The organism is Mycobacterium sp. H4Y, from assembly GCF_000364405.1.
GTDB lineage: Bacteria > Actinomycetota > Actinomycetes > Mycobacteriales > Mycobacteriaceae > Mycobacterium > Mycobacterium intracellulare.
The window spans coordinates 551,509-576,828 of sequence record NZ_AKIG01000001.1 but is presented as its reverse complement, the minus strand read 5'-3'; the positions used below and the strand labels follow the sequence as shown (position 1 = coordinate 576,828).

The following is a 25,320-nucleotide window of genomic DNA, read 5'->3' as shown; positions in this document are numbered from 1 at the left end:
GGTTCGTGGGGTGCTAGATGGCTGGCTTGGGCATGACGGTCGGCTTGACCCCGTAGCGCGGCGCGCCGAGGCCATATCCGCCGCGTCCGCTCGTGGCCATCGACGGCAGGCCGCCCGGCACGGTCGTCACCGGCGCGGCGTGGGGCGCGGCGCTGGTAAAGCCCGCACCGACCAATTGCGTCGGGGTGGCGTTCACCGACGGGACACCGCCGGCCGCCCAACTGGGCGGCACCGACAACGCGCCGATCGCGGGCCCGCGGCCCATGCTCGCCAGCACCGGCGCGGCACCCACGGCGGCGGGGGCCGCCGGCGCGGGCGCTGACGCCGAGGTGAGCCCGGGAGTGAAGTTGGGAATCCCCGAGGCGCCGACGACGGGAGCGAATTGCCCCTCCCCCAGGGTGATGAAGTCCGACGCGGCGGCACCGACGTTCTGGCCCCACCCGATCCCGGTCCCGAGGGTGGTGCTCCCCGGGGGCGGGGGGTCGGCGGCCGCAGTCGGTCCGGCGGCAAACGGCGACAGCGACGAGGCGGCGGTCGTCACCCGATTCGCGGTTTCGGTCTCGCCATAGGAACCGGCGCTGGTGTCCAGGTTGTTGACCATCGTCTGGTGGATCGCCTTCGCCTGGGCGCTGACCTGCTGATACCAGGCGCCGTAGGCGGAAAACTGCGCGGCCTGCAGCGCGGACACTTCGTCGGCCGCCGCCGGGGCGATGCTCGTGGTGGGCGCCGCGGCGGCGGCGTTTTGGGCGTCCATCGAGGAGCCGAGCGCTTCGAGCATGCTCGCCGCGGCCATCAGCGCCTCGGGCCGTGTGGTGACAAAGGACATGGTGTTCTCCTTCTCTAAACGAGCCGGCCCCTTGCGGACCCGCGCCGGTGGCTCCCCACCAGGCTCAGGACGTGACCAGCCGATCCCCGGGACCGAGGTACCCCGAAACGGCCGAGTTCACGCGGTTGACCTGGCAAGACGGTGGGCCTCGACACGCACAGCGCAGCGGCCGCGCGGCCAGGGCCTCCGAATCACGTTGCGCGGGCCAGCGTTTCACAGGCGGCGGTGCACTCCGTGTATTTCGCGGCGTCCGGTTCCGCGTTGCCGTGCAGGGTGGACGGACCTACGCAACCACCCAGGAAGTAACCTGACCGCCGTGACTGGAGCTGCAGGTATCGGGCTGGCAACGCTGGCCGCCGACGGATCGATCCTCGACACATGGTTTCCCGCACCGGAACTGAGCGGATCGGGCACGGGTGCCACGTCGCGACTCGCGCTGTCCGACGTTCCCCCCGAACTGACCGCATTGATCGGCCGGGACGACGACCGCGGCACCGAGACCGTCGCCGTGCGCACGGTGATCGGCTCGCTCGACGAGGCGGCCGCCGACGCCTACGACGCCTACCTGCGGCTGCATCTGCTGTCGCACCGGCTGGTGGCGCCGCACGGGCTGAACGCCGGCGGCTTGTTCGGGGTATTGACGAATGTGGTCTGGACTAATCGCGGGCCCTGCGCCGTCGACAGGTTCGAGGCCGTGCGGGCCCGCTTGCGCCGCCACGGACCGGTGACGGTCTACGGCGTCGACAAGTTCCCGCGGATGGTCGACTACGTGTTGCCGACCGGGGTGCGCATCGCCGACGCCGACCGGGTGCGCCTCGGCGCCCACCTGGCCCCGGGGACGACGGTGATGCACGAAGGCTTCGTCAACTACAACGCCGGCACGCTGGGAGCGTCGATGGTGGAGGGCCGCATCTCGGCCGGCGTGGTGGTGGGCGACGGCTCCGATGTCGGCGGTGGGGCCTCGATCATGGGCACGCTGTCCGGCGGTGGCACCGAGGTCATTTCGATCGGCAAGCGGTGCCTGCTCGGCGCCAACGCCGGCCTGGGCATCTCACTGGGCGACGACTGCGTCGTGGAAGCCGGCCTCTATGTCACGGCGGGCACCAAGGTCATCACACCCGAGGGCAAACAGATGAAGGCGCGGGAGTTCTCCGGCGGCAATAACCTGTTGTTCCGGCGCAATTCGCTGAGCGGGGCCGTGGAGGTGGTGGCCCGCGGCGGCCAGGGCATCGCCCTCAACGAGGACCTGCACGCCAACTAACCGACGCCGAGCGCCGTGCCGTTGGTTTCGGGCAGCAGGTAGGTGCACGCCAGGCTGACCGCTGTGAGGGCGGCCAGCATGAATCCGATCGCCCAGCTGCCGTATGTCGCCTGCAGGGTCCCGGCGATCAGCGGCGGCGACGCGCTACCGACGATGCCGGCGAGGTTTTGCGCCAGCGCCGTTCCGCTGTAGCGGTAGCGGGTGGCGAACAGTTCGGGGATGAACGCCGCCGTCGGGCCGGAGCCGATCGCCGCGGCCGTGCACATGCCGACGATCGCCACCGCGTACCCCAGGGGTTTGCCGGTGTTCAGCAGCGGCATCACCAGAAACGACCACAGCAGACAACAGCTCCACCCCACCAGCATGATGCGACGGCGCCCGAGCCGGTCGCACAGAGTGGCCGAGAGCGCCATGAACGCCATGCTCGCGACCCCGCACAGCGCGCCGACGAACCAGATGAAGTTGCGCGAATACCCCAGGTGGGAGTGCGCGTACATGGCCAGATAGGTGTGGGCCATGTAGATGAACCCCAACGCGCCGAGGATGCTGCCCGCGGCCAGCGCGATCTCACGGCGCTGCAAGCGCAGCAGCTCCGCGAGCGGGGTTTTGGGGATCAGCTGCCGCGCCTTTTCCTCCGCGAACACCGGGGTCTCCTCGATGTTCAGGCGCACATACAGCGCGAGCCCGACCAACACCGCGCTGAGCAAAAACGGCACCCGCCATCCCCACTGCAGGAACGCCGCACTGCCCTCGCCGATGGTGAGGTTGACCGCGAGAAAGGTCGCACTGCTCAGCACGGCCGCGATGCCGCCGCCCATCAAGGTGAACACGCCGTATCGGCCGCGCCGGTCGGCCGGGGCGTATTCGGCACTCAGCAACGCCGACCCCGCCCATTCGCCGCCTACGGCGAATCCTTGCAGCAGCCGAAGCGCGACCAAGATCAGCGGCGCGGCGGCACCGATCACCCCGGAGCTGGGGACCAGGCCCACGCACACCGTTGACACGCCCATGATCAGCAGCGTGGCGACCAGGGTCTTCTTGCGCCCCAGCCGATCCCCGAAGTATCCGAACACCGCCGCACCGAGGGGCCGGGACAAAAAAGCCGTCGCGAACGTCCCCATCGAGGCGATCGTGGCGCCGGAGGGGCTGAGGTGCGGGAAGAACACCATCGGGAACACCAGTGCCGCGGCGGTCCCGTAGATCATGAAGTCGTAGAACTCGATCGCCGAGCCCACGAGGCAGGCGATGGCGATCCGCCGCATCGGCGTGGGCGCCGTTACGACGGTCGCGGCGGCGCCGGCGGGGGGTACGTTCCGTCCTTGCACCGTTACGACGGTACCTGCCGCCGCTCGGACCGCGGGCGTAACGGGACTGCGAAGAATCGCGCTGAAATTCGCGGTGTGGGTAGGCTCGCGCGCAAGGCGCTCAGCCGTCGGACAGCAGCTCCTTTTTGAGGACCTTGCCCATGGCGTTGCGGGGCAGTGCGTCGACGACGCGCACCTCGCGTGGCCGCTTGTGTACCGAAAGTTGTTGCGCGACATAGTCGATCAGTTCGTCGCCGTTGGCGGATCCGACGATGTAGGCGATGATGCGCTGACCCAGGTCCGCGTCGGGCATCCCGACCACCGCGGCCTCCTGCACGCCCGGATGGCCGAGCAACACCGTCTCGATCTCGCCCGCACCGATGCGGTAGCCGCCGGACTTGATCAGGTCGACCGACTCGCGTCCCACGATGCGGTGCATCCCCCCGCCGTCGATGACGGCGACGTCACCGGTGCGATACCAGCCGTCGGCGTCGAACGCCTCGGCGGTGGCGTCCGGCCGGTTCAGGTAGCCGTCGAACATCATCGGACCGCGAACGTGGAGCTTTCCCACGGTTTCGCCGTCGTGCGGCACCGCGCCGCCGTCGTCGTCGAGCACCCGCGTCTGCACCCCGGCCAGCGGCAGGCCGACCCACCCCGGGCGCCGCTCGCCGTCGGCCCGCGTCGAAATGGTGATCAGCGATTCCGAGGCGCCGTAGCGTTCGACGGGCTGGTGTCCGGTGCGGGCGGCCAACCGGTCGAACACCGGAACCGGCAGCGGTGCGCTTCCGGAGACCAGCAGCCGCGCCGGGCCCAGCGCCCGGGCGGCCGCCTCGTCGGCCCCGACCCGCGACCACACGGTGGGCACGCCGAAAAACAGCGTGCCGCCGAAGTCGGTGCGGGCCGCGGCGTAGCCCTCCGGCGTCGGTTTCCCGGTGTGGATGAAGCGATTCCCGATCCGCAACGAGCCGAGCAGTCCCAGCACCAGGCCGTGCACGTGAAAGAGCGGCAAACCGTGCACCAGGATGTCGTCGGCCGTCCATTGCCAGGCTTGCGCCAGCGCGTCGAGGTCGGCAGCGATCGCGCGCCGGCTCAGCACCACCCCTTTGGGCAACCCGGTGGTGCCCGAGGTGTAGATGATCATCGCGGTGGCGTCCGGCGAGGGCTCGGGATAGCGGTGCCAGGAGCGGGCGTGCAGCCGCACCGGGATGTGCGGCAGTCCCCCGGTCTCGTCGGGCGCCGCCCCGAGCCAGGCTTGGGCTCCCGAGTCCGTGAGCATGTGGCGGCGTTCGGCGGCGCCGACGTCGGCGGGCACCGGGACGAAGGGCACACCCGCGATCAGGCAGCCGGTGACGGCCAGCACCGTCGCGGCGGTCGGGGCGGCCAGGATGGCGACGCGGCCCGCGCCGCCCACCCGTTCGGCCACCGACGTCGCGGCTCCGGCGAGGTCGCTGCGGCTGAGCACGGTGCCGTCGATGCGCACCGCGTCGGCGACATCGGTGGCGGTCAGGACCGAGGGATCAAGGGACGCCAGCAGCACGTCAGCAGGCTACCCGGCGCCGGACGAGGTCAGCCCCGCTCGTCCCAGATCTTCATCAGGGTGGACAGGATCTCCTCGCCGCGCCCCAGCCCGCCGAGGTGGCTTTCGCCCGGGAGCACGATCAGCTCGCAGTCGGGCAGCCTGGCCACGACGTGCTGGCCGTGGGCGAACGGCACGATGTGGTCGCTGTCGCCGTGCCACCAGCGCACCGGGACCTTGACCTCGTCGAGCCGAAATCCCCAGTCCCCGGTGAACAGGATGATGTCGTTGAAGGGGGCCGCCAGCTGCTTGCGGCTGCCGTTGAGCAGGTCGTCGAGGAACATGGCCCCGAACTCGGGCCGGGTCAGCAGGCGCCGGTCGCCCTCGGGCGATATCGCGGCATACAAATACAGCGCGGGGTTCGCGACCGGGCGGATCGCCCGGACCACCAGGCTCGCACCGATCCTCAGCGGGTCACCGCCCAGCCGCAGCAGGGGCGCCACCCGCTTGCCCAAGTTCATCAGGCCGCTGGTGATCCCCTCGTCGCCGAGGAAGGGCGCGACGCCGCCGAGGATGCCGGCGGCGACGACGCGCTCGGACAGCACCGCGCCCGAGGCGAGCGCGTACGGGCCGCCGCCGGACAGGCCGATGACGGCCATCTTGTCGATGCCGAGCGTGTCCGCGATGGTCCGCAGGTCCTCGGCGAACGCGCGGATGTTCTCGTACCGATGTGGTGTCGACGAGCCGATCCCGGGGCGGTCCAGGCCGATCAGCCGGATCTTGTGGTTCTCGGCGTACAGGCGGGCCTCGGTGGGGATCTGGCGGCGCGCGCCGGGAGTGCCGTGCAGCCAGAAGACCGCGCGGCCCTGCGGATCACCGAATTCGGCGAAGCCGATCTGGCGGTCTTCGCCGACGGCGACGTTTCCTTCGAGTTTGGGGCGGGCGATCTCGATGGCCATGTCAGCAGCTTGGCATGGGACGCACGGTTTACCAAAGGTGGACCGGGCCGGTGCCCGACGGGCTCAGCGCTAAGGCGCCAGGTCGGCGTCGGATTCCCCTCTGGCGCAGGGCATTTCGTGGAGCGGAGCCCGTCACGCGGGGACGCCGATGGCCATCGGCTCCATGTACTGGTGTAGCCCGCCGATTCCGCCGCCCTCGCGGCCCAGCCCGCTGAGTTTGAAGCCGCCGAATGGCGCGCCGCCCGGGCCGCAGCCGTTGACCGCGATCTGTCCGGTACGGATGCGGCGTGCGACGCCGACGGCGCGGTCGACGTCGCCGCCCCATACCGCCCCGGAGAGGCCGTATTGCGAATTGTTCGCGATGGCGACGGCGTCGTCGTCGTCGCGGTAGCGCAGCACCGTCAACACCGGACCGAACACTTCCTCTTGCGCGATGGTCGAATTCGGCTCGACGTCGGACAGAATCGTCGGTTCGAAGTAGAACCCGACGTCCAAGCCGGCCGGACGGCCGCCGCCGGTCACCAGCTTCGCCCCGTCGTCGAGAGCACCGGCGACGTGGGCCTCGACCCGGTCCCGCTGCGCCGCGCTGATCAGGGGGCCCATCTGCACGTCGGGATCGGCGGGATCGCCCACCTTGACCTCACGCGCCAGCGCGGCGAGCCGGTCGACGACGTCGTCGTGCAGCGAATCGGGCAGCAGCAGCCGGCTGTGCAGGATGCAGGCCTGCCCGGCGTGCAGCGAGCAGCAGTCGAACAGCATCTGCTGCAGCATCTCGTCGGTGACCTGCGCGTCGTCCAGGACGATGCTCGCGGACTTGCCGCCGAGCTCGAGCAGGATCCGCTTCATCGTGTCGCCGGCGGCGGACATGACCTGGCGGCCGACCACCGAGCTGCCGGTGAAGCTCACCATGTCGATCCGCGGATCGCTGGTCAGCAACCTGGCCGCCTCGACCCCGGAGGGGGTGACGACGTTGACCACGCCCGGCGGGATGTCGGTGTGTTCGTCGATGATCCGCGCGAGCGCCAGCCCGGCCAGCGGGGTCAGCGGCGAGGGCTTGAGCACGACGGTATTGCCTGCGGCCAGAGCATGATTCAGCTTCATCACGTTGAGGCAGTGCGGGAAGTTCCACGGGGTCAGCACCGACACGACACCCAGGGGTTCATGGCGCAGCAACGTGGTGCCGGCGCCCATCCCGGTGACCTCTTCGTCCTTCAACTGGGTGGCCAGCTGGGCGGCGTGCATCGACATGAAGCCGGCGCCGTCGATCTGCATGATGCGTTCGTTGGCAACGCAGCCCCACTCCACCTGGGACAGCGCGAAGAAGTCGTCGGCCTGTTTGCTCAGCGCCTCGCCCAACTGGTTGAGGCACCCGGCGCGCTCCTCGGCGCTCACGGTGCGCCAGGGTCCGCTGTCGAACGCGCGGCGCGCGGCGGCGATCGCCTCACCGACCTGGGCGACGCTGGCGTCGGGCGCGGTGGCGATCACGTCCTCAGTCGACGGAGAGATGTCGTCATAGCGGCCGTCCTGCGGCTCGACCCAGTCGCCATCGATGTAGAGCGGATAGGACTGAACAAGGGCGGGCGAATCGGCCATGTGCTTCCTCCGGTCATCTGATCACTTGGTGTACCCGTCCCAGCGGCCGCCGTCAATCGTCACTTGCACGAATTCCGGAGCTCCTCGTGCACTTTGCTGTTGTATTGACAGCATGCGACGGCGCAGAGTACACACATCTCGCGAGACAGATCGCATCAATCTGTCGGATCAAGGTGTTCTGCGAGAGGGGCTTGCTACGTGACCGACCCAGAATCCGTCAGCGCCAGGGTGCGGGCCCTCGTCGGGCAGCCGACCGGCGGCACCGGGAAGCCGTCGGTGGCGCCGGACCCGGTGAACCAGCCGATGATCCGGCACTGGGCGTACGCGATGGCCGACATGAACCCGGTGTACCTCGACCCGGAGTTCGCGGCCTCGTCCCGGTTCGGCGGCATCGTGTCGCCACCGGTGATGCTGCAGACGTGGACGATGCCATCGCCGATACTGGAGGGAATCGGCGAGCGTGGCGGGGCACCGATCGAGATCAAAAGCAACCCAACGGAATTCCTCGACGAGGCCGGCTACACCAGCACGGTGGCGACCAATTCGGAGTTCGAGATCGAGCGTTACCCTCGGCTGGGCGATGTGATCAGCGCGACGACGGTCTACGAATCGGTCTCCGACGAGAAGAAGACGGCGCTGGGCACCGGTTTCTTTCTGACGTGGCTGACCACCTACACCGACCAGAACGGCGAAGTGTTGGGGCGGCAGCGATTCCGGGTGCTGCGATTCAGGCCGGCGAACTGATGGCGGCCCGTCTGGCGCCGGCGATCACCCCGGACACCGAATTCTTCTGGAATGGATTGCGGGAGAACAAACTCCTGATTCAGCGGTGCGGCGGCTGCGGGCAGCTCCGCCACCCGCCCAGGCCAATGTGCCCGCACTGCCGTTCTCTCGAGTGGGACACGATCGAGGCCTGCGGCCTCGGCACGGTGTACAGCTACGTGATGCCACACGAACCCAAGTTCCCGTTCTTCGACTATCCCTACGTCGTCGCGCTGGTGGAACTCGAGGAAGGGGTGCGGCTGGTGTCCAACCTGACCGGCATCGATCCGTCCGACGTGACAACCGGTTTGGCGGTGGAAGTCTACTACCAGACGTTCGACGACGGCCTCGTGTTGCACCAATTCCGGTGCCGCGCAATCGATTCGGAAGGACAGGCATGACGACCACCGCGAACCGCACTTTGCAGTGGCGGGACATTTCGGTCGGTGACGAGGTCACGCCCCTGGAAATCCCGATCACCACCACGATGATCGTTGCCGGCGCGATCGCCACCCGTGACTTCATGCCCGTGCATCACGACCGTGACTACGCCAAGCAGCGGGGTTCGCCGAACTTGTTCATGAACATCCTGACCACCAACGGCTATTGCGTACGCTTCCTCACCGATTGGGCGGGGCCCGAGGCGATGGTCAAGAACCTGTCGATTCGCCTGGGCGTGCCGTGCTTTCCGGACGATCCGCTGCGGTTCACCGGCAGCGTCACCGGAAAGCGTGAAGGCTCGGGGGGCGAGAACTTTGTCGAGGTGACCTTCGCGGGGGCCAACAGCCTGGGCGACCACGTCTCCGGCACCGCGGTGCTCAGCCTGCTCGACGGGCCGGGCGCATGAGCCGGACGCGTCCGGGCAGCCTTCCCGGAAGCTGCGCCATCGTGGGGATCGGTCAGACGGAGTTCTCCAAGGAATCCGGGCGCAGCGAACTGCAATTGGCGTGCGAGGCCGTCAGCGCCGCGCTGGATGACGCCGGCCTGACCCCCGGCGACGTCGACGGCATGGTCACGTTCACCATGGATTCCAGCGACGAGATCGACATCGCACGCAACGTGGGCATCGGCGATCTGAGCTTCTTCTCCCGCGTGCACCACGGCGGGGGCGCCGCCGCCGGCACCGTGGTGCACGCGGCGATGGCGGTCGCCACGGGCGTGGCCGATGTCGTGGTGTGCTGGCGTGCCTTCAACGAACGCTCCGGGTTCCGGTTCGGCGGCAGTGGGCGCAGCATGGCCGAAACCCCGTTGTTCATGGCGCATTACGCGCCGTTCGGGCTGCTCACTCCCGCGGCCTGGGTCGCGATGCACGCCCAGCGGTACATGTCGACGTACGGCGTCACCAACTCCGACTTCGGCCGGATCGCCGTCGTCGACCGAAAGCATGCGGCGACAAACCCCGACGCCTGGTTCTACCAGCGCCCGATCACGTTGGAAGATCATCAGAATTCGCGCTGGATCGTCGAACCGGTGCTGCGGTTGCTGGACTGCTGCCAGGAGAGCGACGGCGGTGTCGCGCTCGTCGTCACCAGCGCCGAACGCGCCCGCGACCTGCGGCAGCCCCCGGCCATCATCACCGCGGCCGCGCAGGGCGCGGCCTACAACGGCGAGATGATGACGAGCTACTACCGCGACGACATCACCGGTCTGCCCGAGATGGGGGTGGTGGCCCGCCAGCTGTGGCGCGATTCGGGCCTCAAGCCGCAAGACATCCAAACCGCCTTCATCTACGACCACTTCACGCCGTTCGTGTTCACCCAGCTCGAGGAACTGGGCTTCTGCGGGCGCGGCGAGGCCAAGGACTTCGCCACCGTCGAGCGACTGTCGTTAGGCGGCGATCTTCCGATCAACACCAACGGCGGCCTGTTGGGTGAGGCGTACATCCACGGGATGAACGGCATCACCGAAGGGGTGCGCCAGGTCCGCGGCACCTCGCACAACCAGGTCGACAACGTCGAACACGTTCTGGTCACCTCCGGAACCGGCGTGCCCACCAGTGGGCTGATCCTCGCGCCGGCGGGCTGAGGGGACGTTGGTCTTGTGACGACTCAACCGGCCCAGGCCGCAGACACCCGCGAGCTCATCGTCGAATCGGCGTTCACGTGTTTCGGCAAGCAGGGATTGGACAAGGCGACGATCGTCGACATCGCCAAGCAAGCGAGGGTATCCCGCAGCACCATCTATGAGTACTTCAGCGACAAGGCCGCGATTGTCGAGGCGTGCGCCGAGCACGCGTCGCAGCAGTTCTACCGCGAGATGACCAAGGCGATGAGCCGCGGCAGCACGCTGGAGGACAAGCTCAGTCGCGCAGCGGTATTCGTCACCCAGGCGCGGCGGACCATTGCCTCCGAGAAGTATTTTGACGAGGATGCGATCAGCCTGTTGCTGACCAAGGACGCCCGCGTGCTGCTGCGCGAATGCGTCGAGTTCTTCGCCCCGTACCTGTCGGCCGCCAGGCTCACGGGCGAGGTGCGCAAGGATCTCGACGTCGAGGCGGCCGGCGAGTGGTTCGCACGGATCCTGTTCTCGCTCTTCAGCACTCCGTCGTCGACCCTGGACATGGACGATCCCGACGTGGCCGCGGAGTTCGTGCGCGCCCACGTGGTGCGCGGCTTCGCCAGCGACCGGCCGCGGCCCCGCCGCGCTCAGTGAAGCGGCTTTGCGTGTCAATCGTCGGCTTTGCGTGTGAATCCTGGGTTGGGATCATCGGCGTGTCGCCGCCGTAGGCTCACACTCGAAGCCGTGAGCGCACACTCAACGCGACCGGCTCAGCGCCCGACCAAAGCCCGCAAGAAGAACGTCAGGTTGGCGGGCCGCTCGGCCAGTCGCCGCATGAAGTACCCGTACCACTGCGTGCCGAACGGCAGATACACGCGCACGTGGTTACCGGCCCCGGTGAGGCGGCGCTGCTCGTCGTCGCGGATGCCGTACAGCATCTGGTATTCGAATTCGCCGGCGCCACGGCCCGATTCGCGGGCAATGGCGCTGGCCGCGTTGATCACAGCCGGGTCGTGGGAGGCCACCATCGGGTAGCCAGTCCCGGTCATCAGCACCCGCAGGCAGGCCAGGTACGCCTCCGTCACCTCGGCCCGCCCGCGATACGCCACCGACGCGGGCTCGTCGTAGGCGCCCTTGCACAGCCGGACCCGGGCCCCGGACGCCGCGAACTCCTCGCAGTCGCCCGGCGTGCGCCGCAGATATGCCTGCAAAGCCACGCCCAGCCAAGCGAACTCGGCCCGCAGATCGCGCACGATGGACAGCGTCGACTCGGTGGTGGTGTGGTTCTCCGCGTCCACCGTCACCCACACACCCGCGCGCCGGGCCGCATCGCAGATCGACCACGCGTTCTCCCGCGCGATCTTGTGCCCGTCGCGCCCCAGCGTCTGTCCCAGCGCGGACAACTTGATCGAGACCTCCAGCGGCCGCACCACGTCGCCCCCGGCATCGAGGTCGCCCAGACCGTCGATCAGCTCCAGGTAGACCTGCACCGCCGCGTCGGCGTCGTCGGTGCTCAGGACGTCCTCGCCCAGATAGTCGACGCTGACGAGCCGGCCCGACGAGCGCAGCGCCGCAACGCCATTCAGCGCGGATCCGATCGTCTCCCCGGGAACGAAGCGGCGCACCACACGACGGGTGACCGGCAACCGCTGGGCGGCGCGGCGCACCACGTCGCCTCGTGCCGCCGCCAGGATCGCCGGGCGCAGGGTGCTCGCGAAGACTCCGGGCATCACTCGGCGCCCATGTGCGGGTAGGTGTGCCGGGTGGCGGGGACGAACGTCTCCTTGATGGTGCGGGCCGACGTCCAGCGCAACAGGTTCAGCATCGATCCGGCCTTGTCGTTGGTGCCCGAGCCGCGCGAGCCCCCGAACGGCTGGCGCCCGACGACCGCGCCCGTCGGCTTGTCGTTGATGTAGAAGTTGCCGGCGGCAAACCGCAGCCGGTGCTGGGCCGTCAGCACGGCGTCCCGGTCGTCGGCGATCACCGCGCCGGTCAGCGCGTACCGGGAACCGCGGTCGACGACGTCGAGGATCCTGTCGTAATCGTCGTCGGGATAGACGTGCACCGACAGCAGCGGCCCGAAGTATTCGGTGGAAAACGACTCATCGGTCGGATCATCGGACAGCAAGACGGTGGGGCGTACGAAATAGCCTTCGCGGTCGTCATATTCGCCGCCGACGGCGATGGTCACGTGTGGCGCGCCCTTCGCCCGCTCGATGGCGTCGACGTTCTTGATGAAGGCGCGCCGGTCGATCAGCGCGCCGCCGAAGTTGGCGAGATCGGTGACGTCGCCGTAGCGCAGCGCGGCCGTCTCCCCCAAAAAGTCGTCACCCATGCGGCGCCACACCGACTGCGGGATGAAGGCCCGCGATGCCGCCGAGCATTTCTGCCCCTGGTAGTCGAAGGCCCCGCGAATCAGGGCCGTGCACAACACATCCGGGCGCGCGGACGCGTGCGCGACCACGAAGTCCTTGCCGCCGGTCTCGCCGACCAGGCGCGGATAGCTGTGGTAGTGGCCGATATTCGTGCCGACCTGATACCACAGCCGCTGGAAGGTGGCCGTCGACCCGGTGAAGTGGATGCCGGCCAGCCGCCGATCGGCCAGCGCCACATCGGAGACCGCGAAGCCGTCGCCGGCCACCAGATTGATCACCCCGGGCGGCAGGCCGGCGGCCTCGAGCAGCTGCATGGTCAGATAGGCCGACAACGTCTGGGTGATCGAGGGTTTCCAGATCACGGTGTTACCCATCAGCGCCGGGGCGGTCGGCAGGTTACCCGCGATGGAGGTGAAGTTGAACGGCGTGATCGCGTACACGAAGCCGTCGAGCGGGCGGTACTCGCTGCGGTTCCACTCCCCCGGCCCGCTGATCGGTTGCTGCGCCAGAATCTGTTGCGCGAACGCCACGTTGAAGCGCCAGAAGTCGATCTGCTCGCACGGCGAGTCGATCTCGGCCTGATAGGCGGACTTGGATTGGCCGAGCATCGTCGCGGCGGCGATTTTCTCCCGCCACGGCCCGGCCAGCAGGTCGGCGGCGCGCAGGAACACCGCCGCCCGCTCGTCGAACGGCATTGCCGCCCAGCCGCTTTTGGCGGCCATCGCGGCGTCGATCGCCGCCGTCGCGTCGGCGTGCACGGCGTTGGTCAGGGTGCCCAGCTTCGCGGCGTGCCGGTGCGGCTGGACGACATCGATGCGCTCACCCTCGCCCATCCGGTGATCGCCGCCGATGACGTGCGGCAGGTCGATCGGATGCTCGGCCAGCGCGGTCAGTTCGGCGCGCAGTCGGGTGCGTTCCGGGGAACGCGGCGCGTAGTCGTGGACCGGCTCGTTGGCCGGCATCGGGACCTGAGTGACGGCGTCCATGACGCCAGGATCCTCGCGGCGATCGCGCATGGAGTTAGCTGATCGAACAATACACGACTGGATTCATAGTAGAATCGGACAACATGGCCGGTGTGGGGCTGGGTCAGCTGTTGCTCGCGCTGGACGCGACCCTGGTCAGCCTCGCCGATGCCCCCCGTGGCCTGGACCTGCCGGTGGGTTCGGCCGCGCTGATCGACTCCGACGACGTGCGCCTGGGTCTCGCGGCCGCGGCGGGCGCCGCCGACGTCTTCTTCCTGTTGGGGGTCGCCGACGACGAGGCGATGCGATGGATGGGCAGGCAGTCGCGCGCGCGCGTGCCGGTGGCCATCTTCGTCAAAGAGCCCTCCCCCGCGCTGGTGAGCACGGCCGTCGCGGCGGGCGCGGCGGTGGTGGCCGTCGAGCCGCGCGCCCGGTGGGAACGCCTCTACCAATTGGTCAATCACGTCCTCGAGCATCACGGCGACCGCGCCGACGCGATGGACGACTCGGGCACCGACTTGTTCGGGCTGGCGCAGTCGCTCGCCGACCGCATCCACGGCATGGTCAGCATCGAGGACGCGCAATCCCATGTCTTGGCCTACTCGGCGTCCAACGACGAAGCCGACGAGTTGCGGCGCCTTTCCATCCTGGGCAGGGCCGGCCCGCCCGAACATCTGGAGTGGATCGGCCAATGGGGCATCTTCGATGCCCTGCGATCGGGCACCGAGGTGGTGCGCGTCGACGAGCGGCCCGAGCTGGGCCTGCGCCCGCGGCTGGCCCTCGGGATCCACCAGCCCGCGACCGACGCGCGGCGCCCGCGCGAATTCGCCGGAACCATCTGGGTGCAGCAGGGCTCACAACCGCTGGCCGACGACGCCGAGGAGATGTTGCGCGGCGCCGCCGTGCTGGCCGCCCGCATCATGTGGCGGCTGGCGGCCCGGCCCTCCACCCACGCCCGGCGGGTCCAGCAATTGCTGGGCCTGGCCGACGAACCCGTCGACGCCGCGATCATCGCCGGCGAACTCGGACTGGCCGCCGACACCACCGCAGCCCTGATCGGGTGGGACGCCGCCGACGCTTCGGCCGGCCAGGCGCGGCTCGCCGACATAATTGCGCTGAGCGCCAGCGCATTCCGCCGCGACGCCCAGGTGGCCTCGAACGGTTCACGAACGTACGTGCTGCTTCCCGTGGCCCGGACCCAGACGCAGCATCGGTCGGTCATCTCCTGGGTGCGGGGCACCATCGGCGCCATGCGCGCCGAGCTCGGGGTGCAGCTGCGGGCGGCCATCGCGGCTCCGGTCGCGGGCCTGGCCGGGGCCGCCGCGGCGCGCGTCGAGGTGGATCGCGTGCTGGACAGCGCTGAGCGCCATCCCATTTCGTTCGGGCAGGTGACTTCGCTGGCCGAAGCGCGCACCACCGTCCTGGTCGACGAGATCGTGACCCTGGTCGGCAGCGACGAGCGCCTGATCGATCCGCGGATCGTGCAGCTGGGCGAAGACGATCCGGTGCTCGCGGAAACGCTGCGGACCTACCTGGACGCCTTCGGCGACATCGCCGCGGCCGCACAGGCATTGCGGGTGCATCCGAATACGGTTCGCTACCGCGTGCGGCGAATCGAGAAGCTGCTGTCGACCTCGCTGGCCGACCCCGAGGTCCGGCTGCTGTTCTCGCTGGGACTGCGGATCCTGGAACGGCGCCGACACACGGGCACGCCGGTCCGCGCCGACCGCCTTGGGACGATTTGACGACATTTGCTCGGAGGGGATGCAAGAATGTCACCCCGTAAGGTGATGACGACGCAGGAAGCCGGTGCGAATCCGGCGCGGTCCCGCCACTGTCATCGGGGAGCGAACCTCAACGGCCACGGCTGAAAAGCTGGAAGGCGAGGCGAGCGGCGATCCGAGAGCCAGGACACTCGCGTCATCGCGTACTGCGACCCGGGGCGGGTGTACCCCGAGAGAGCTGTCAACGTCCATGTTTCGTCCGGCATGGGTGGCCTTCAATGCCGCCGTCACAGCGGCGCGGTGCCGCCGCGCCCACTCCCGTCACACCGATCCGCGCGGCGGCGAGCGATGACCGCCCCGATCTGGATGGCCTCCCCTCCCGAGGTGCATTCGACGCTGCTCAGCAGCGGACCGGGGCCGGGCCCGCTGCTGGCGTCCGCGGCGACCTGGAGCTCGCTGAGCGTGGAATATGCCGAAACGGCCAACGAGCTGACCGCGCTGCTGGACGCCGTGCAGGCCGGCAGCTGGGACGGTCCGAGCGCCGCGGAGTACGCGGCCGCGCACGCGCCGTATCTCGCCTGGCTGGCGCAGGCCAGCGCCGACAGCGCGACCATGGCCGCCCAGCAGGACCTCGCCGCCACCGCCTACACCGTGGCCCTCGCGGCCATGCCGACGATGCCCGAGCTGGCCGCCAATCACGCCGCCCACGCCGTCTTGACGGCGACGAATTTCTTTGGCATCAACACGATTCCGATCGCGGTGAACGAAGCCGACTACGCGCGGATGTGGGTTCAGGCGGCCACGGTGATGAGCACGTACGAGGGCGTGGCGACCGCCGCGGTGGCCACCGCGCCGCCGGCCGAGCCGGCTCCCGAGGTCATGAAGGCCACCGCGCCGGCCGCCACGGCGGAGCAGTCGTCGTCGTATCCCCCCGACACGCAGGACCAGTGGATGGACTGGCTGGAGAAGACCGGGTTCGTCGACTTCTACAACCGGTTCATCCAGCCGTTGATCGACCAGCTGATGAACAATCCGTTCTTCCAGTCCATGTTCTCCGGTTTCGACCCGTGGCTGCCTTCACTGGGCAACCCGTTGAGCTTTTTGAACCCGTTCAACATCGCGTTCGCGCTGGGCTACCCGATGGACTTCGGTTCGTACTTCGCCTATCTCGGGCAGATGTTCAGCTTCGTCGCGGCGGACCTGGCGGCGGCATTCGCCTCGGGCAACCCCGCGACGATCGCGTGGACCATCCTGTTCACCACCATCGAAGTGATCGGCACGGTCATCACCGACACCATCGCGCTGATCAAGACGTTGCTCGAGCAGATGATCGTGCTGATTCCGCTCATCGTGCCGCTGCTGACCGTCGCCGTGGTCCCGCTGGTCGTCCCCACCCTGATCGGAGGCTTGGCGGGCCTGACGGGCCTGGCCGGGCTGCACGCCATCCCGATCGTGCCGATCATCCCGGCCCCGGCACTCGTCCCCGTGGCACTGGCACCCACCCCGCCGCCCACGCCGACCCCGGCGCCATCTCCGGCGCCCACGCCGGCCTCCACACCCGCCGCGGCTCCCGCGTCGCCCGCGCCCGGCGCCCCGCCGCCCACACCGGCGGGACCGCCGGTCGCGGCGATGCAAGGCCTGGGCTACATGGTCGGTGGCCTGGCCGCGGACGCGCGCCGGGCCGCGAGCACCAGCGCCCGCGCCCGAAGGGCGGCGGCGGCCGACGCCGCCGAGGCCGAAGCCGTGGCCCTGCCGGAGGAAGACGCGACGAAGAAGCGCCGGCAACGGGTCAAGGTCTCCCAGCTCGGCCGGGGCTACGAATACATGGATCTCGAGCCCGAGCCGGCGACGACGGCCTCGGACCGGCCCGCGCCGACGATGGGGTTCGCCGGAACCGTCCCCACGAAGACCGCCGCCGCGCCGGCGGGATTGAGCGCACTCGTCGTCGACGAGTTCGACGACGGCCCCCGCACGCCGATGATGCCGGGAACCTGGGACACTGGCGCGACGGGTTCGAAAACGTAAGGCGCATAGGCCGTTTGGCCCGCCACGGTTTCTCGCGGCCCGGGCCTCGCACGACCGTCATACGCGAAAGGGCCGAGGCGGTAACCTGGCCCGCATGCAACATACGTCCGTCGTCTCCCTGTTGCGGGAACGCGCCGGTCTGCAGCCCGACGAGTTAGCCTTTCTCTATACCGATTACGAGCAGGACTGGGCGGGCGTCACCGAATCGCTGACGTGGGCGCAGCTGTATCGGCGGACCCTGCACGTTGCGCACGAGGTCACGCGGACCGCCAGCAGCGGGGAGCGGGCCGTGATCCTTGCCCCCCAAGGCCTCCCCTACATCGTGGCGTTCCTCGGCGCGATACAGGCCGGGCTGATCGCGGTACCGCTGATGGTTCCGCAGCCGGGCACGCACGACGAGCGGGTCAGTGCCGTCCTGGCCGACACCGGGCCGGCCGTCGTTCTCACCACCTCCACGGCCGCCGCGGCCGTGGACGAATATCTGCAGCGGCCGCACGGTGCGACCCCGGCCGTCATCGAGGTCGACTCCCTGAGCCTCGACGATCCGAATCCGCCGGGCATCCGCGTCAGCGACGCCCCGAGCATCGCGTACCTGCAGTACACGTCGGGCTCCACCCGCCTTCCGGCCGGAGTCATGGTCTCGCACCGGAACCTGCACGTGAATTTCCAGCAGCTGATGGCCGCCTACTTCCCGGATTTCAACGGCGTGGCCCCCCGCGACAGCGTGTGCGTGTCGTGGCTGCCCTTCTACCACGACATGGGCCTGATGCAAGGCGTCATCGCTCCGATCCTCGGCGGTTACCCCGGTGTGCTGACGAGCCCGGTCGCGTTCCTGCAGCGGCCCGCACGGTGGATCCAGGCGATGGCCCAGGCCGTTCCGGTCTTCTCGGCCGCACCGAACTTCGCCTTCGAACTCGCGGCGCGCAAGTCGACGGACGCGGACCTGGCCGGGCTCGACCTGGGCAACATCATCAGCATCGTCAGCGGCGCCGAACGAATTCATCCCGCCACGCTCGACCGGTTCTGTAAACGGTTCGCCCCGTACAACTTTCGCGAAGACATGATGCAACCCTCCTACGGCCTGGCGGAGGCGACCGTCTACGTGGCCAGCCGTGCGCAGGCCGGCGCCCCGAAAGTCGTTCACTTCGACCCGGAGAAGCTGGCGCAGGGCAACGCCCAGCCGTCCTCCACACGGACCGGCTCGCCGCTGCTGAGCTACGGCGTGCCACAATCACCGACGGTACGAATCGTGGACCCCGACACCGGCACGCTGTGCCCGCACGGAACGGTCGGCGAAATCTGGGTCCACGGCGACAACGTGGCCGACGGCTATTGGCAAAAGCCGGAGGAAACGCAGCGCACCTTCGGCGCCGTCCTGGCCGACCCGTCGCCGGGCACCCCCGAGGGCCCGTGGCTGCGCACCGGTGATCTCGGCTTTCTCTGCGACGGCGAGTTGTTCATCGTGGGCAGGATGAAGGATTTGCTGATCGTCTACGGGCGCAACCACTATCCGGAGGACATCGAGTCGACCGTGCAGGCGATCACCGGCGGCCGCGTCGCGGCGATCGCGGTGCCGGTGGACGAGACCGAGAAATTGGTGACCATCATCGAACTGAAGAACCGCGGCGAGTCCGGCGAGCGCGGGCAGCGCGGCCTCGACGCCCTCAAGAACGATGTGACCGCGGCGATTTCGGACTCGCACGGGCTCAACGTGGCCGACCTGGTGCTGGTGGCGCCCGGATCGATTCCCACCACGACGAGCGGCAAGATCCGGCGGGCCGCGTGCGTCGAGCGGTACCGACGGCAACAGTTCACCCGGCTGGACGCCTGACCGGTCCGGTATCTGCGATGTTGTTCACCATCGGTGTGATGGCCCTTGCCGTGAGCCTGGAGCCGTTCCGGATCGGCATGACGGTGCTGATGCTCAATCGCCCCAAGCCGCTGCTGCAATTGCTCGCATTTGTGGCCGGCGGGTTCGCGATGGGGTTGACGGTGGGTGCGACCGTCTTGTTCGTCCTCCGGCGCGTACTGCTGCGCTCGACATACTTCACCTTGCCCCGCGTGCAGATCCTCATCGGCGCACTGGCATTGGCGGCCGCCGCGGGACTGGCGGTGAAGATCGTCGCGGACCGGCGGCGGGGATCCCGGGGCGTTCCTCCCGACCGCGACCGCGCCGGGCCCGCCTGGCTGACGACTCGGCTCCGACGACTGCTCGACGGACGTTCCCTGTGGGTCGCCGCCGCCGCGGGCCTCGGCATCGCGCTGCCGTCGGTGGATTACCTGGCCGCCCTGGCGGTCATCCTGGCGTCCGGAGCGCCGGTCATGACGCAATTGGGTGCGCTGCTGATGTTCAACGTCATCGCGTTCTCACTTGTCGAGATTCCATTGGTCGCTTACCTGTTGGCGCCGACGGCGACGCGCGCGGCGATGACCGCGCTGCAGGACTGGATACGGTCGCGGCGTCGCATCGAGGTCGCCGCGCTGCTCGTCGCGGTCGGGCTCGTCCTGCTGGCGGCGGGCTTGGCCGATCTCTGACAGCGGCGGCGGCACTACCGTCGGCTCAGGGCTTCGTTTCCTCGAGGAAGCGGCCCATCACATCCGGACCGGTGGAATGCATCGCGATCGACAGCTCCAACAGCCTGTCCTTGGCCTGCTTGGGCAGCAGCTCAATGGAGCGGGTGGTGGCGGAATCGTACTTGGATCCCGGATAGCGTTGCAGGACAATATTTTTCTGCTCTTCGGTGGTGTATATCTCCAGCAGCTTCATGCCTGCGAAAGCCTCGTTGGCCAGGTCGGCCATCCCGGCGTTCGCCAGCGCCTCCAGCCGCTCCTCGTTGATCCAGACGTTGACCTTGAAGTGTTTGTCGTCGCTGCTCACGAACCCTCCAATTGGTTGAGCGTGAAGACCGGCAGCCTGTCCCGCAAGTACTCCTCGGTGACGAACGGCGAACCCTGACCGTGCTTTGCGGCGCACTCCATCACGACCTCGAACACCTCGTGGCGCATCACCTTCTGCGTCGGCTTGACTTCGTCGGTCAGGATGCTTCGGATCAGGCTGCCGCTGAAGCTTTGCGCTTGTGAATCATGGCCGCACAGGGCGGAGTTGGTGACCTCCAGGCACACCGGGCAATACCAGTTCTCCCGCAGGAACACCGGCTTGATGCCCAGCTGGTCGCGGTACTGCTTGAGGATGTTCTGGGAATCGTACGGGTGGTAGAAATCGCCCACACCCGCGTGGTCTCGCCCGAACATGTGATGCGTGCAGCCCAGGTTCGTCCGCAGGATCGCGTGGAATATCGCCTCGCGTGGCCCCGCATACCGCATGTCCCAGAGGGTGAAGGACACCATGTGCACGTTCTCGCGAAAATATCCGCTGGTGCGTAGGGCGTTCTGCGCCAACAGTATTGCCTCGTCGATGTAATCGCCCACCCGCTTCTGGCCGATGATCGCGTTCACCAGCACGCCGGTGTTCAGATTGTCGACGGGCTGATCCTCGTTCGCGGCCAGCCACGCCTGTTTCATCAACGCCTCGTGCCCGGTGTGCGGAACGTTCCTGGTCTGGTGGGCGACCACCCGCTGCCAATGCCGCTCGGCCAACGCGTCCTGGTGCTGCTTGGGGGTGAGCCAGAAGCCTGCGAAGGGCTCGTTGAAAACGGGTTCGTTGATCAGCGTGACATCCCCGCCGATGAACCGGTTTTCGTAGCCCATGGTCTTCTTCACCCCGGGGTGTCGGGGATCGGTTGTGCCGTAGGTTTTTTCGGCCATGCGCTCGAGGTCGTATTCGTAGATCTCGGTGACGTCGAAGACGGCCATGGGGGCCCCGAGATAGTCGAGAACGACGCTGGCGCCTTCCTTGATATCGAATTCCGCGATGTCGTCGGCGGACATGTCGAAGACGATCGGAATGCTCCACAACGTTCCGTCCGGCAGCGCGAAGTTGTCCAGGGTCCCGTCGACCTCTTGGCGGCCCATGAAGCCGGTCAGTGGGGTGAAGAAACCGTAGGAAAGGCTGATGACTTCGTGCGCGGTGGCCTTCGAGATCGGCACGCGCGCCAACCCCTCGATCCGGCCGCTCGCGTCGTCCGTGGCCACCCGCTCCACGATCGGCTTCCCGTTGTGACCCGTGTAGCTCATGCCGTGACCTCGCTGCTCTCCAGGTCGTCGTGAACTCGGTGCAAGGCCCGGATGATGCCCGCCCTCTCGAGGTGGGCGATCACCTCGTCGGCCAGCGTGTCCGCGTCCTTCGTTCCGCCCTCGAGGCGCAGCTCCGGGCGCGCCGGGGCTTCGTAGGGGTCGTCGATCCCGGTGAATCCCTTGATTTCACCGGCCCGGGCCTTCTTGTAGAGACCCTTGGGATCGCGCTGCTCGCACACCTCGATCGGGGTGTCGATGAAGATCTCCTGGAAATCGCCGTCACCCAGCGTGGCCCGGATCGCGTCCCGATCACGCACGTAAGGGCTGATGAAGGCCGTCAAAGCGATGACGCCGGCCTCGCAGAACAGCTTGGCGACCGCGCCGATGCGGCGGATGTTCTCCTCACGGTCCTCGGCGGTAAATCCCAGCCCGAACCGCTTGGCGAACTCGGGCCCATGGCGTTCCTCGAGCAGCTCCGGACCGGCGTTGAGCCCGTAGCGGACGTTGTCGCCGTCCAGGAGATAGCTCCGGATGCCCCGCTCGTAGAGCTTTTGTTCGACGATGTTGGCGACCGTGCTCTTGCCGCTGCCGCTCAGCCCGGTGAACCAGATGACGCAACCCTGGTGGCCGTTGAGTTCCTCGCGCTCGCCGCGGCTGATCTTGTGTTCGTGCCAGGTGATGTTGTTCGGCATTTCTCGATCCTGTTCGCAACGAAGTCGATGCGCAGCTACGGCGCCGCCGCCACACACCTTCACCATATTGCTTATCAACCAAACCCGATCAGAACCAGCCTACAAGTAAAGATGGTCAACTTACGGAGTTTTTGGCGGCGGGGATCGCGCCCCCGCGGTCCCCGCACGGGGTTCGGCCAGCAAACGAAATCCCCAGGGTTCGAGCGACGCCGGCCGGCGCGGTCTTCGCCGTGACGCCGGGAGGTGACCCGTGTTTGCTACAACGCCGGCCCGGGACGCAATTAACTGACGAGCGCGTCGACACTCGGCCCGCTGGTGACCCCGGCTGTCGATCGCTTGTGCGTCAACCGCTTCTGGCCGTCGAATGCGGGTCGTTGGGTTTTACTCAAGCAGAGAAAAATTTGCTTTCACGCCGCCCCGGGCGCCAAAGGGCCAGGACGCCAGACGCGCAAGCCCGTCATAACCGCGCGTGAGCCTCGATCGTCGACAATCCGGCGAACATGCCGCAACGTCGCCGGCAAATTTGCAGCAGACGAGGCGACGCCGAGGCGGCCGTAAACACCAAGTAAATTTCATTTAACATTCCGATGATCAAGTCCCTTGACTCGCTTGCCATTGCCTGCTCGTCGACGCGCCTGGGCCGCAACGCACGAGGCCGTCGTCGCCCGCGAGAGCTAGCGACGGTCCCGGGTTCACCGCCAGTCGGCTCTGCCGCCTGGTGGCGGAATGCTCCCGGGGCCGACCGACGAAGAGGAAGTACCAATGCTCGATTTCGGGGCCCTGCCACCAGAAATCAACTCGACCAGAATGTATGCCGGCCCCGGCTCGGCGCCGATGGTCGCCGCGGCGGCCGCCTGGGACGTGCTGGCCAACGGGCTGGAGACCGCGTCGCGCGGGTACTCCGCGGTGATCGCCCAGCTGGAAGGTGAGAGCTGGACCGGCAGCGCCGCGGCCGCGATGGCCACCGCGGCGGCCCCGTACGTGGCATGGCTGGCGGCCGCGGGGGCCCAGGCCGAACAGGCGGCCAGCCAGGCGCGGGCCGCGGCGGCCGCCTACGAGGCGGCCTTCGGCGCGACGGTGCCGCCCGCGCTGGTCACGGCCAACCGCACCCTCCTGGCGCAACTGGTCGCGAGCAACCTCCTGGGACAGAACACCGCGATGATCGGGGCGACCGAGGGCGCCTACGAACAGATGTGGGCCCAGGATGCCGCCGCCATGTACGGCTACGCCGCCTCGTCGTCGGGCGCGACGACGCTGACGCAGTTCCACGAGCCCCCGCGGACCACCAACGCCGACGGCCAGCCCGGGCAAGCCGCAGCGGTCGCCCAGGCCACGAACGGCTCGGCCGCGTCGCAATCTCATGCCGCGTTGTCCCGGACGATGTCGACCGTGCCGCAGAAGTTGCAAAACCTCTCCGAAACGCCACCTTCTGGCGGCACTTCGACCGGCTCCGCGCTCGACGCCGTCGACGATTTCAACACGCTGACGGCGCCGGTGAACCTCGGCGACGCCATGAGCCGCACCGTCACGTCGGCGGGCACCTTCGGCACCGGGGCCTTCCGCGCCAACCTGCAGGCGGCGAGCGAAGCCGCCAAAGCCGCCGTCGCCCCCGCCGCGGCGGCGAGCGTCTCGACCGGCACGGCGGGCGTCGCCGGGCCGACCCTCGCGAGCACGGGCAGCGCGAGCGCGGTGGGCCGGCTGTCGGTCCCGCAGAGCTGGGCGGCGACGAACCCGACGATCGCCACCGTCGCCGAGTCGCATTGGCTGTCGGATGCCGAGCTCGACGGTGGGCCGTCATGGCACGAAGGGCCGGCGACCAACATGTGGGGCGGGGCTCCGGCGGCGGGCGCGGGCGCCTCCTCGGCGCTGCTGTCGCGGCCCTCGGTCAACAACGTCTTACGGGTGGCCCCACGCCAATTCAAGATGCCGCGTCCTTCCGCGGGCGGATAGCCACCCACTCCCACCCTTCAGTGCGGGCACCACCCGCAGCGACCGTGTGTGCGCTCGTTCAGAAAGGATCGCCGATGCTTGATTTCGGGGCGCTGCCGCCCGAGATCAATTCGGCCAGAATGTATGCCGGACCGGGCTCGGCCCCGATGTCGGCCGCCGCCTCGGCGTGGGACGCGCTGGCGGCGCAACTGGAGTCCCACGCCGCCGGCTACTCCGCCACGCTTTCGGAACTGCGTGGACGCGCGTGGTCCGGCGATGCTGCCACGGCAATGGCCGCCGCGGTCGAACCGTATGTGGCGTGGGCGTCCACCACGGCGGCCCAGGCCGGCCAGACCGCCGCGCAGGCACGCGCAGCCGCCGCCGCCTATGAGGCGGCCTTCGCCGCAACGGTGCCGCCACATGTGGTGGCCGCCAACCGATTTGCGCTCCTCACCCTGATCGCGACCAACTTCTTCGGACAGAATGCCGCGGCGATCGCGGCCACCGAGACCGCCTACGCCGAGATGTGGGCGCAGGATGCCACCGCCATGTACGGCTACGCCGCAACGTCGTCGGCAGCCACCGCTTTCACGCCGTTCACCGAGCCGCCCCGCACCACAAATGCGCACGGCCAATCGGCCCAGGCCGCCGCGGTCAACGAAGCCGCGGGCACGGCCGCGGGTCAGGCCCGCGCGGCGCTGGCGTCGGGCGTGGTCACGAACGCTTCCTCGGCCGGCCTTGGCGAGGCGCCCGCGGCCGGATCCGGTCTGTCCCTTATCGGTTCGGTCGACGACTTCAACACACTCATCACCACACCGGGACAGACGTTTCTGGCCGGGGCCCGCACACTGCTGGGATGGGGGCAATTGGGTTACGGGCTAGACCTTTCCGATATCCAGGCCGCCAAGGCCGCCGAGGGCGGGGTGCCCATCGTGCCGGACATCCCCGCGCCCGCGGTGCCGCAAATCGCGGGCGTCCGCGGTCCCGTGCTGGGTGGCCTGGGCCGGGCGGCACTGGTGGGCAAGCTATCCGTCCCGCAGACCTGGACGGTCGTGAATCCCCCGCCCACCGCCGGTATCGGACTCAAACCGTTGCCGGACACCATGTTTCGAGCAGCGTCGGCGTCCGCGGCGAACCCTTCCAACGTCCCGGGACCCCTGCCCGCGACACGCACCGCGGGGCAGGCCGGTGTCCCGGTGTTGCGCAACGGACGTCGCATCTTCAAGATGCCGCGCCCGGCGTACGGCGGGTAGCGAC

At 68.6% G+C, this 25,320-nt stretch carries 22 protein-coding genes and 1 riboswitch; of the genes, 12 read left to right on the top strand and 10 right to left on the bottom strand.

The annotated features are described in order from the left end of the window. Positions 1–13: 13 nt before the first annotated feature. Positions 14–826 carry a PE domain-containing protein gene (locus tag W7U_RS02700; RefSeq protein ID WP_008254590.1) on the bottom strand — a complete coding sequence of 271 codons (813 nt, stop codon included), beginning with the start codon at positions 824–826 and terminating at the stop codon, positions 14–16. A gap of 307 nt (positions 827–1,133) precedes the next feature. Here W7U_RS02700 and dapD point away from each other — a divergent pair, with 307 nt between their 5' ends. Then, positions 1,134–2,087 carry a 2,3,4,5-tetrahydropyridine-2,6-dicarboxylate N-succinyltransferase gene (gene dapD / locus W7U_RS02695; RefSeq protein ID WP_085976842.1) on the top strand — a complete coding sequence of 318 codons (954 nt, stop codon included), beginning with the start codon at positions 1,134–1,136 and terminating at the stop codon, positions 2,085–2,087. Here the strand turns inward: dapD and W7U_RS02690 are convergent. From W7U_RS02690 to W7U_RS02675, 4 genes are all read right to left on the bottom strand, one after another. Beyond that, the gene (locus tag W7U_RS02690; protein ID WP_008254586.1) at positions 2,084–3,349 is read right to left on the bottom strand and encodes an MFS transporter; all 1,266 of its coding nucleotides are present in this window, start codon (positions 3,347–3,349) and stop codon (positions 2,084–2,086) included. The two genes, dapD and W7U_RS02690, sit on opposite strands and share 4 nt — an antisense overlap. Before the next feature lie 163 nt (positions 3,350–3,512). Next, positions 3,513–4,928 carry an acyl-CoA synthetase gene (locus W7U_RS02685; RefSeq protein WP_008254584.1) on the bottom strand — a complete coding sequence of 472 codons (1,416 nt, stop codon included), beginning with the start codon at positions 4,926–4,928 and terminating at the stop codon, positions 3,513–3,515. Between the two features lie 29 nt (positions 4,929–4,957). Next, the gene (locus tag W7U_RS02680; RefSeq protein WP_008254583.1) at positions 4,958–5,866 is read right to left on the bottom strand and encodes an alpha/beta hydrolase; all 909 of its coding nucleotides are present in this window, start codon (positions 5,864–5,866) and stop codon (positions 4,958–4,960) included. 132 nt (positions 5,867–5,998) lie between these two features. Then, positions 5,999–7,459, bottom strand: coding sequence for an aldehyde dehydrogenase family protein (locus W7U_RS02675; RefSeq protein ID WP_008254580.1), 1,461 nt, complete (start codon positions 7,457–7,459; stop codon positions 5,999–6,001). Between the two features lie 198 nt (positions 7,460–7,657). On the opposite strand from W7U_RS02675, the gene W7U_RS02670 reads away from it, so the two are divergent. The 5 genes from W7U_RS02670 to W7U_RS02650 are packed head-to-tail and all read left to right on the top strand — an operon-like array spanning position 7,658 to position 10,873. Beyond that, on the top strand, positions 7,658–8,203 hold the full coding sequence (locus W7U_RS02670; protein WP_008254577.1) for a MaoC family dehydratase N-terminal domain-containing protein: 546 nt from the start codon (positions 7,658–7,660) through the stop codon (positions 8,201–8,203). Next, positions 8,203–8,622, top strand: a complete 420-nt coding sequence (locus W7U_RS02665) for a Zn-ribbon domain-containing OB-fold protein (RefSeq protein ID WP_008254575.1) — start codon at positions 8,203–8,205, stop codon at positions 8,620–8,622. The genes W7U_RS02670 and W7U_RS02665 overlap by 1 nt, the downstream gene beginning before the upstream one ends. Then, positions 8,619–9,068: a MaoC family dehydratase gene (locus W7U_RS02660; protein ID WP_008254573.1), complete on the top strand. Its 450-nt coding sequence runs from the start codon at positions 8,619–8,621 to the stop codon at positions 9,066–9,068. The genes W7U_RS02665 and W7U_RS02660 overlap by 4 nt, the downstream gene beginning before the upstream one ends. Next, complete coding sequence (locus W7U_RS02655) at positions 9,065–10,246, top strand: lipid-transfer protein (RefSeq protein WP_008254570.1); 1,182 nt, start codon at positions 9,065–9,067, stop codon at positions 10,244–10,246. The genes W7U_RS02660 and W7U_RS02655 overlap by 4 nt, the downstream gene beginning before the upstream one ends. A gap of 15 nt (positions 10,247–10,261) precedes the next feature. Next, the gene (locus W7U_RS02650) at positions 10,262–10,873 is read left to right on the top strand and encodes a TetR/AcrR family transcriptional regulator (RefSeq protein ID WP_008254567.1); all 612 of its coding nucleotides are present in this window, start codon (positions 10,262–10,264) and stop codon (positions 10,871–10,873) included. Between the two features lie 116 nt (positions 10,874–10,989). Here the strand turns inward: W7U_RS02650 and W7U_RS02645 are convergent, their stop codons facing one another. Together W7U_RS02645 and pruA are read right to left on the bottom strand one after the other, a co-directional pair. Beyond that, complete coding sequence (locus W7U_RS02645; RefSeq protein WP_008254565.1) at positions 10,990–11,949, bottom strand: proline dehydrogenase family protein; 960 nt, start codon at positions 11,947–11,949, stop codon at positions 10,990–10,992. Beyond that, positions 11,949–13,580 (bottom strand): L-glutamate gamma-semialdehyde dehydrogenase, encoded by a 1,632-nt coding sequence (gene pruA, locus W7U_RS02640; protein ID WP_008254563.1) that lies wholly within the window; start codon positions 13,578–13,580, stop codon positions 11,949–11,951. Before pruA ends, W7U_RS02645 begins: the two co-directional genes overlap by 1 nt. A gap of 83 nt (positions 13,581–13,663) precedes the next feature. On the opposite strand from pruA, the gene W7U_RS02635 reads away from it, so the two are divergent. The 4 genes from W7U_RS02635 (at position 13,664) to W7U_RS02620 (ending at position 19,843) form a co-directional block, all read left to right on the top strand. Then, a complete protein-coding gene (locus tag W7U_RS02635; protein ID WP_008254561.1) occupies positions 13,664–15,304 on the top strand; it encodes a helix-turn-helix domain-containing protein in 1,641 nt (546 codons plus the stop codon). A gap of 10 nt (positions 15,305–15,314) precedes the next feature. Continuing rightward, positions 15,315–15,497, top strand: a riboswitch (cobalamin riboswitch). A 134-nt stretch (positions 15,498–15,631) separates the two neighbouring features. After that, positions 15,632–17,308, top strand: a complete 1,677-nt coding sequence (locus tag W7U_RS02630; protein ID WP_008254559.1) for a PPE family protein — start codon at positions 15,632–15,634, stop codon at positions 17,306–17,308. A 94-nt stretch (positions 17,309–17,402) separates the two neighbouring features. Continuing rightward, complete coding sequence (gene fadD21, locus W7U_RS02625) at positions 17,403–19,139, top strand: fatty-acid--AMP ligase FAAL21/FadD21 (RefSeq protein WP_008254558.1); 1,737 nt, start codon at positions 17,403–17,405, stop codon at positions 19,137–19,139. Positions 19,140–19,156: 17 nt separating this feature from the next. Then, a complete protein-coding gene (locus W7U_RS02620) occupies positions 19,157–19,843 on the top strand; it encodes a GAP family protein (RefSeq protein ID WP_008254555.1) in 687 nt (228 codons plus the stop codon). A gap of 25 nt (positions 19,844–19,868) precedes the next feature. On the opposite strand, the gene W7U_RS02615 is transcribed toward W7U_RS02620, so the two are convergent. Genes W7U_RS02615 through cysC form a run of 3 tightly spaced genes read right to left on the bottom strand, consistent with a single transcriptional unit; the run spans position 19,869 to position 22,134 of the window. After that, on the bottom strand, positions 19,869–20,186 hold the full coding sequence (locus tag W7U_RS02615; RefSeq protein ID WP_008254554.1) for a hypothetical protein: 318 nt from the start codon (positions 20,184–20,186) through the stop codon (positions 19,869–19,871). Then, the gene (gene sat, locus W7U_RS02610) at positions 20,183–21,442 is read right to left on the bottom strand and encodes a sulfate adenylyltransferase (RefSeq protein ID WP_008254551.1); all 1,260 of its coding nucleotides are present in this window, start codon (positions 21,440–21,442) and stop codon (positions 20,183–20,185) included. Before sat ends, W7U_RS02615 begins: the two co-directional genes overlap by 4 nt. Continuing rightward, the gene (cysC, locus tag W7U_RS02605; protein WP_008254549.1) at positions 21,439–22,134 is read right to left on the bottom strand and encodes an adenylyl-sulfate kinase; all 696 of its coding nucleotides are present in this window, start codon (positions 22,132–22,134) and stop codon (positions 21,439–21,441) included. Before cysC ends, sat begins: the two co-directional genes overlap by 4 nt. A gap of 762 nt (positions 22,135–22,896) precedes the next feature. Between cysC and W7U_RS02600 the strand changes: the two genes are divergently transcribed. Both W7U_RS02600 and W7U_RS02595 read left to right on the top strand, forming a co-directional pair. Then, positions 22,897–24,084, top strand: a complete 1,188-nt coding sequence (locus W7U_RS02600; protein WP_008254546.1) for a PPE family protein — start codon at positions 22,897–22,899, stop codon at positions 24,082–24,084. A 74-nt stretch (positions 24,085–24,158) separates the two neighbouring features. Next, positions 24,159–25,316 (top strand): PPE family protein, encoded by a 1,158-nt coding sequence (locus W7U_RS02595; protein ID WP_008254542.1) that lies wholly within the window; start codon positions 24,159–24,161, stop codon positions 25,314–25,316. Positions 25,317–25,320: the final 4 nt, after the last annotated feature.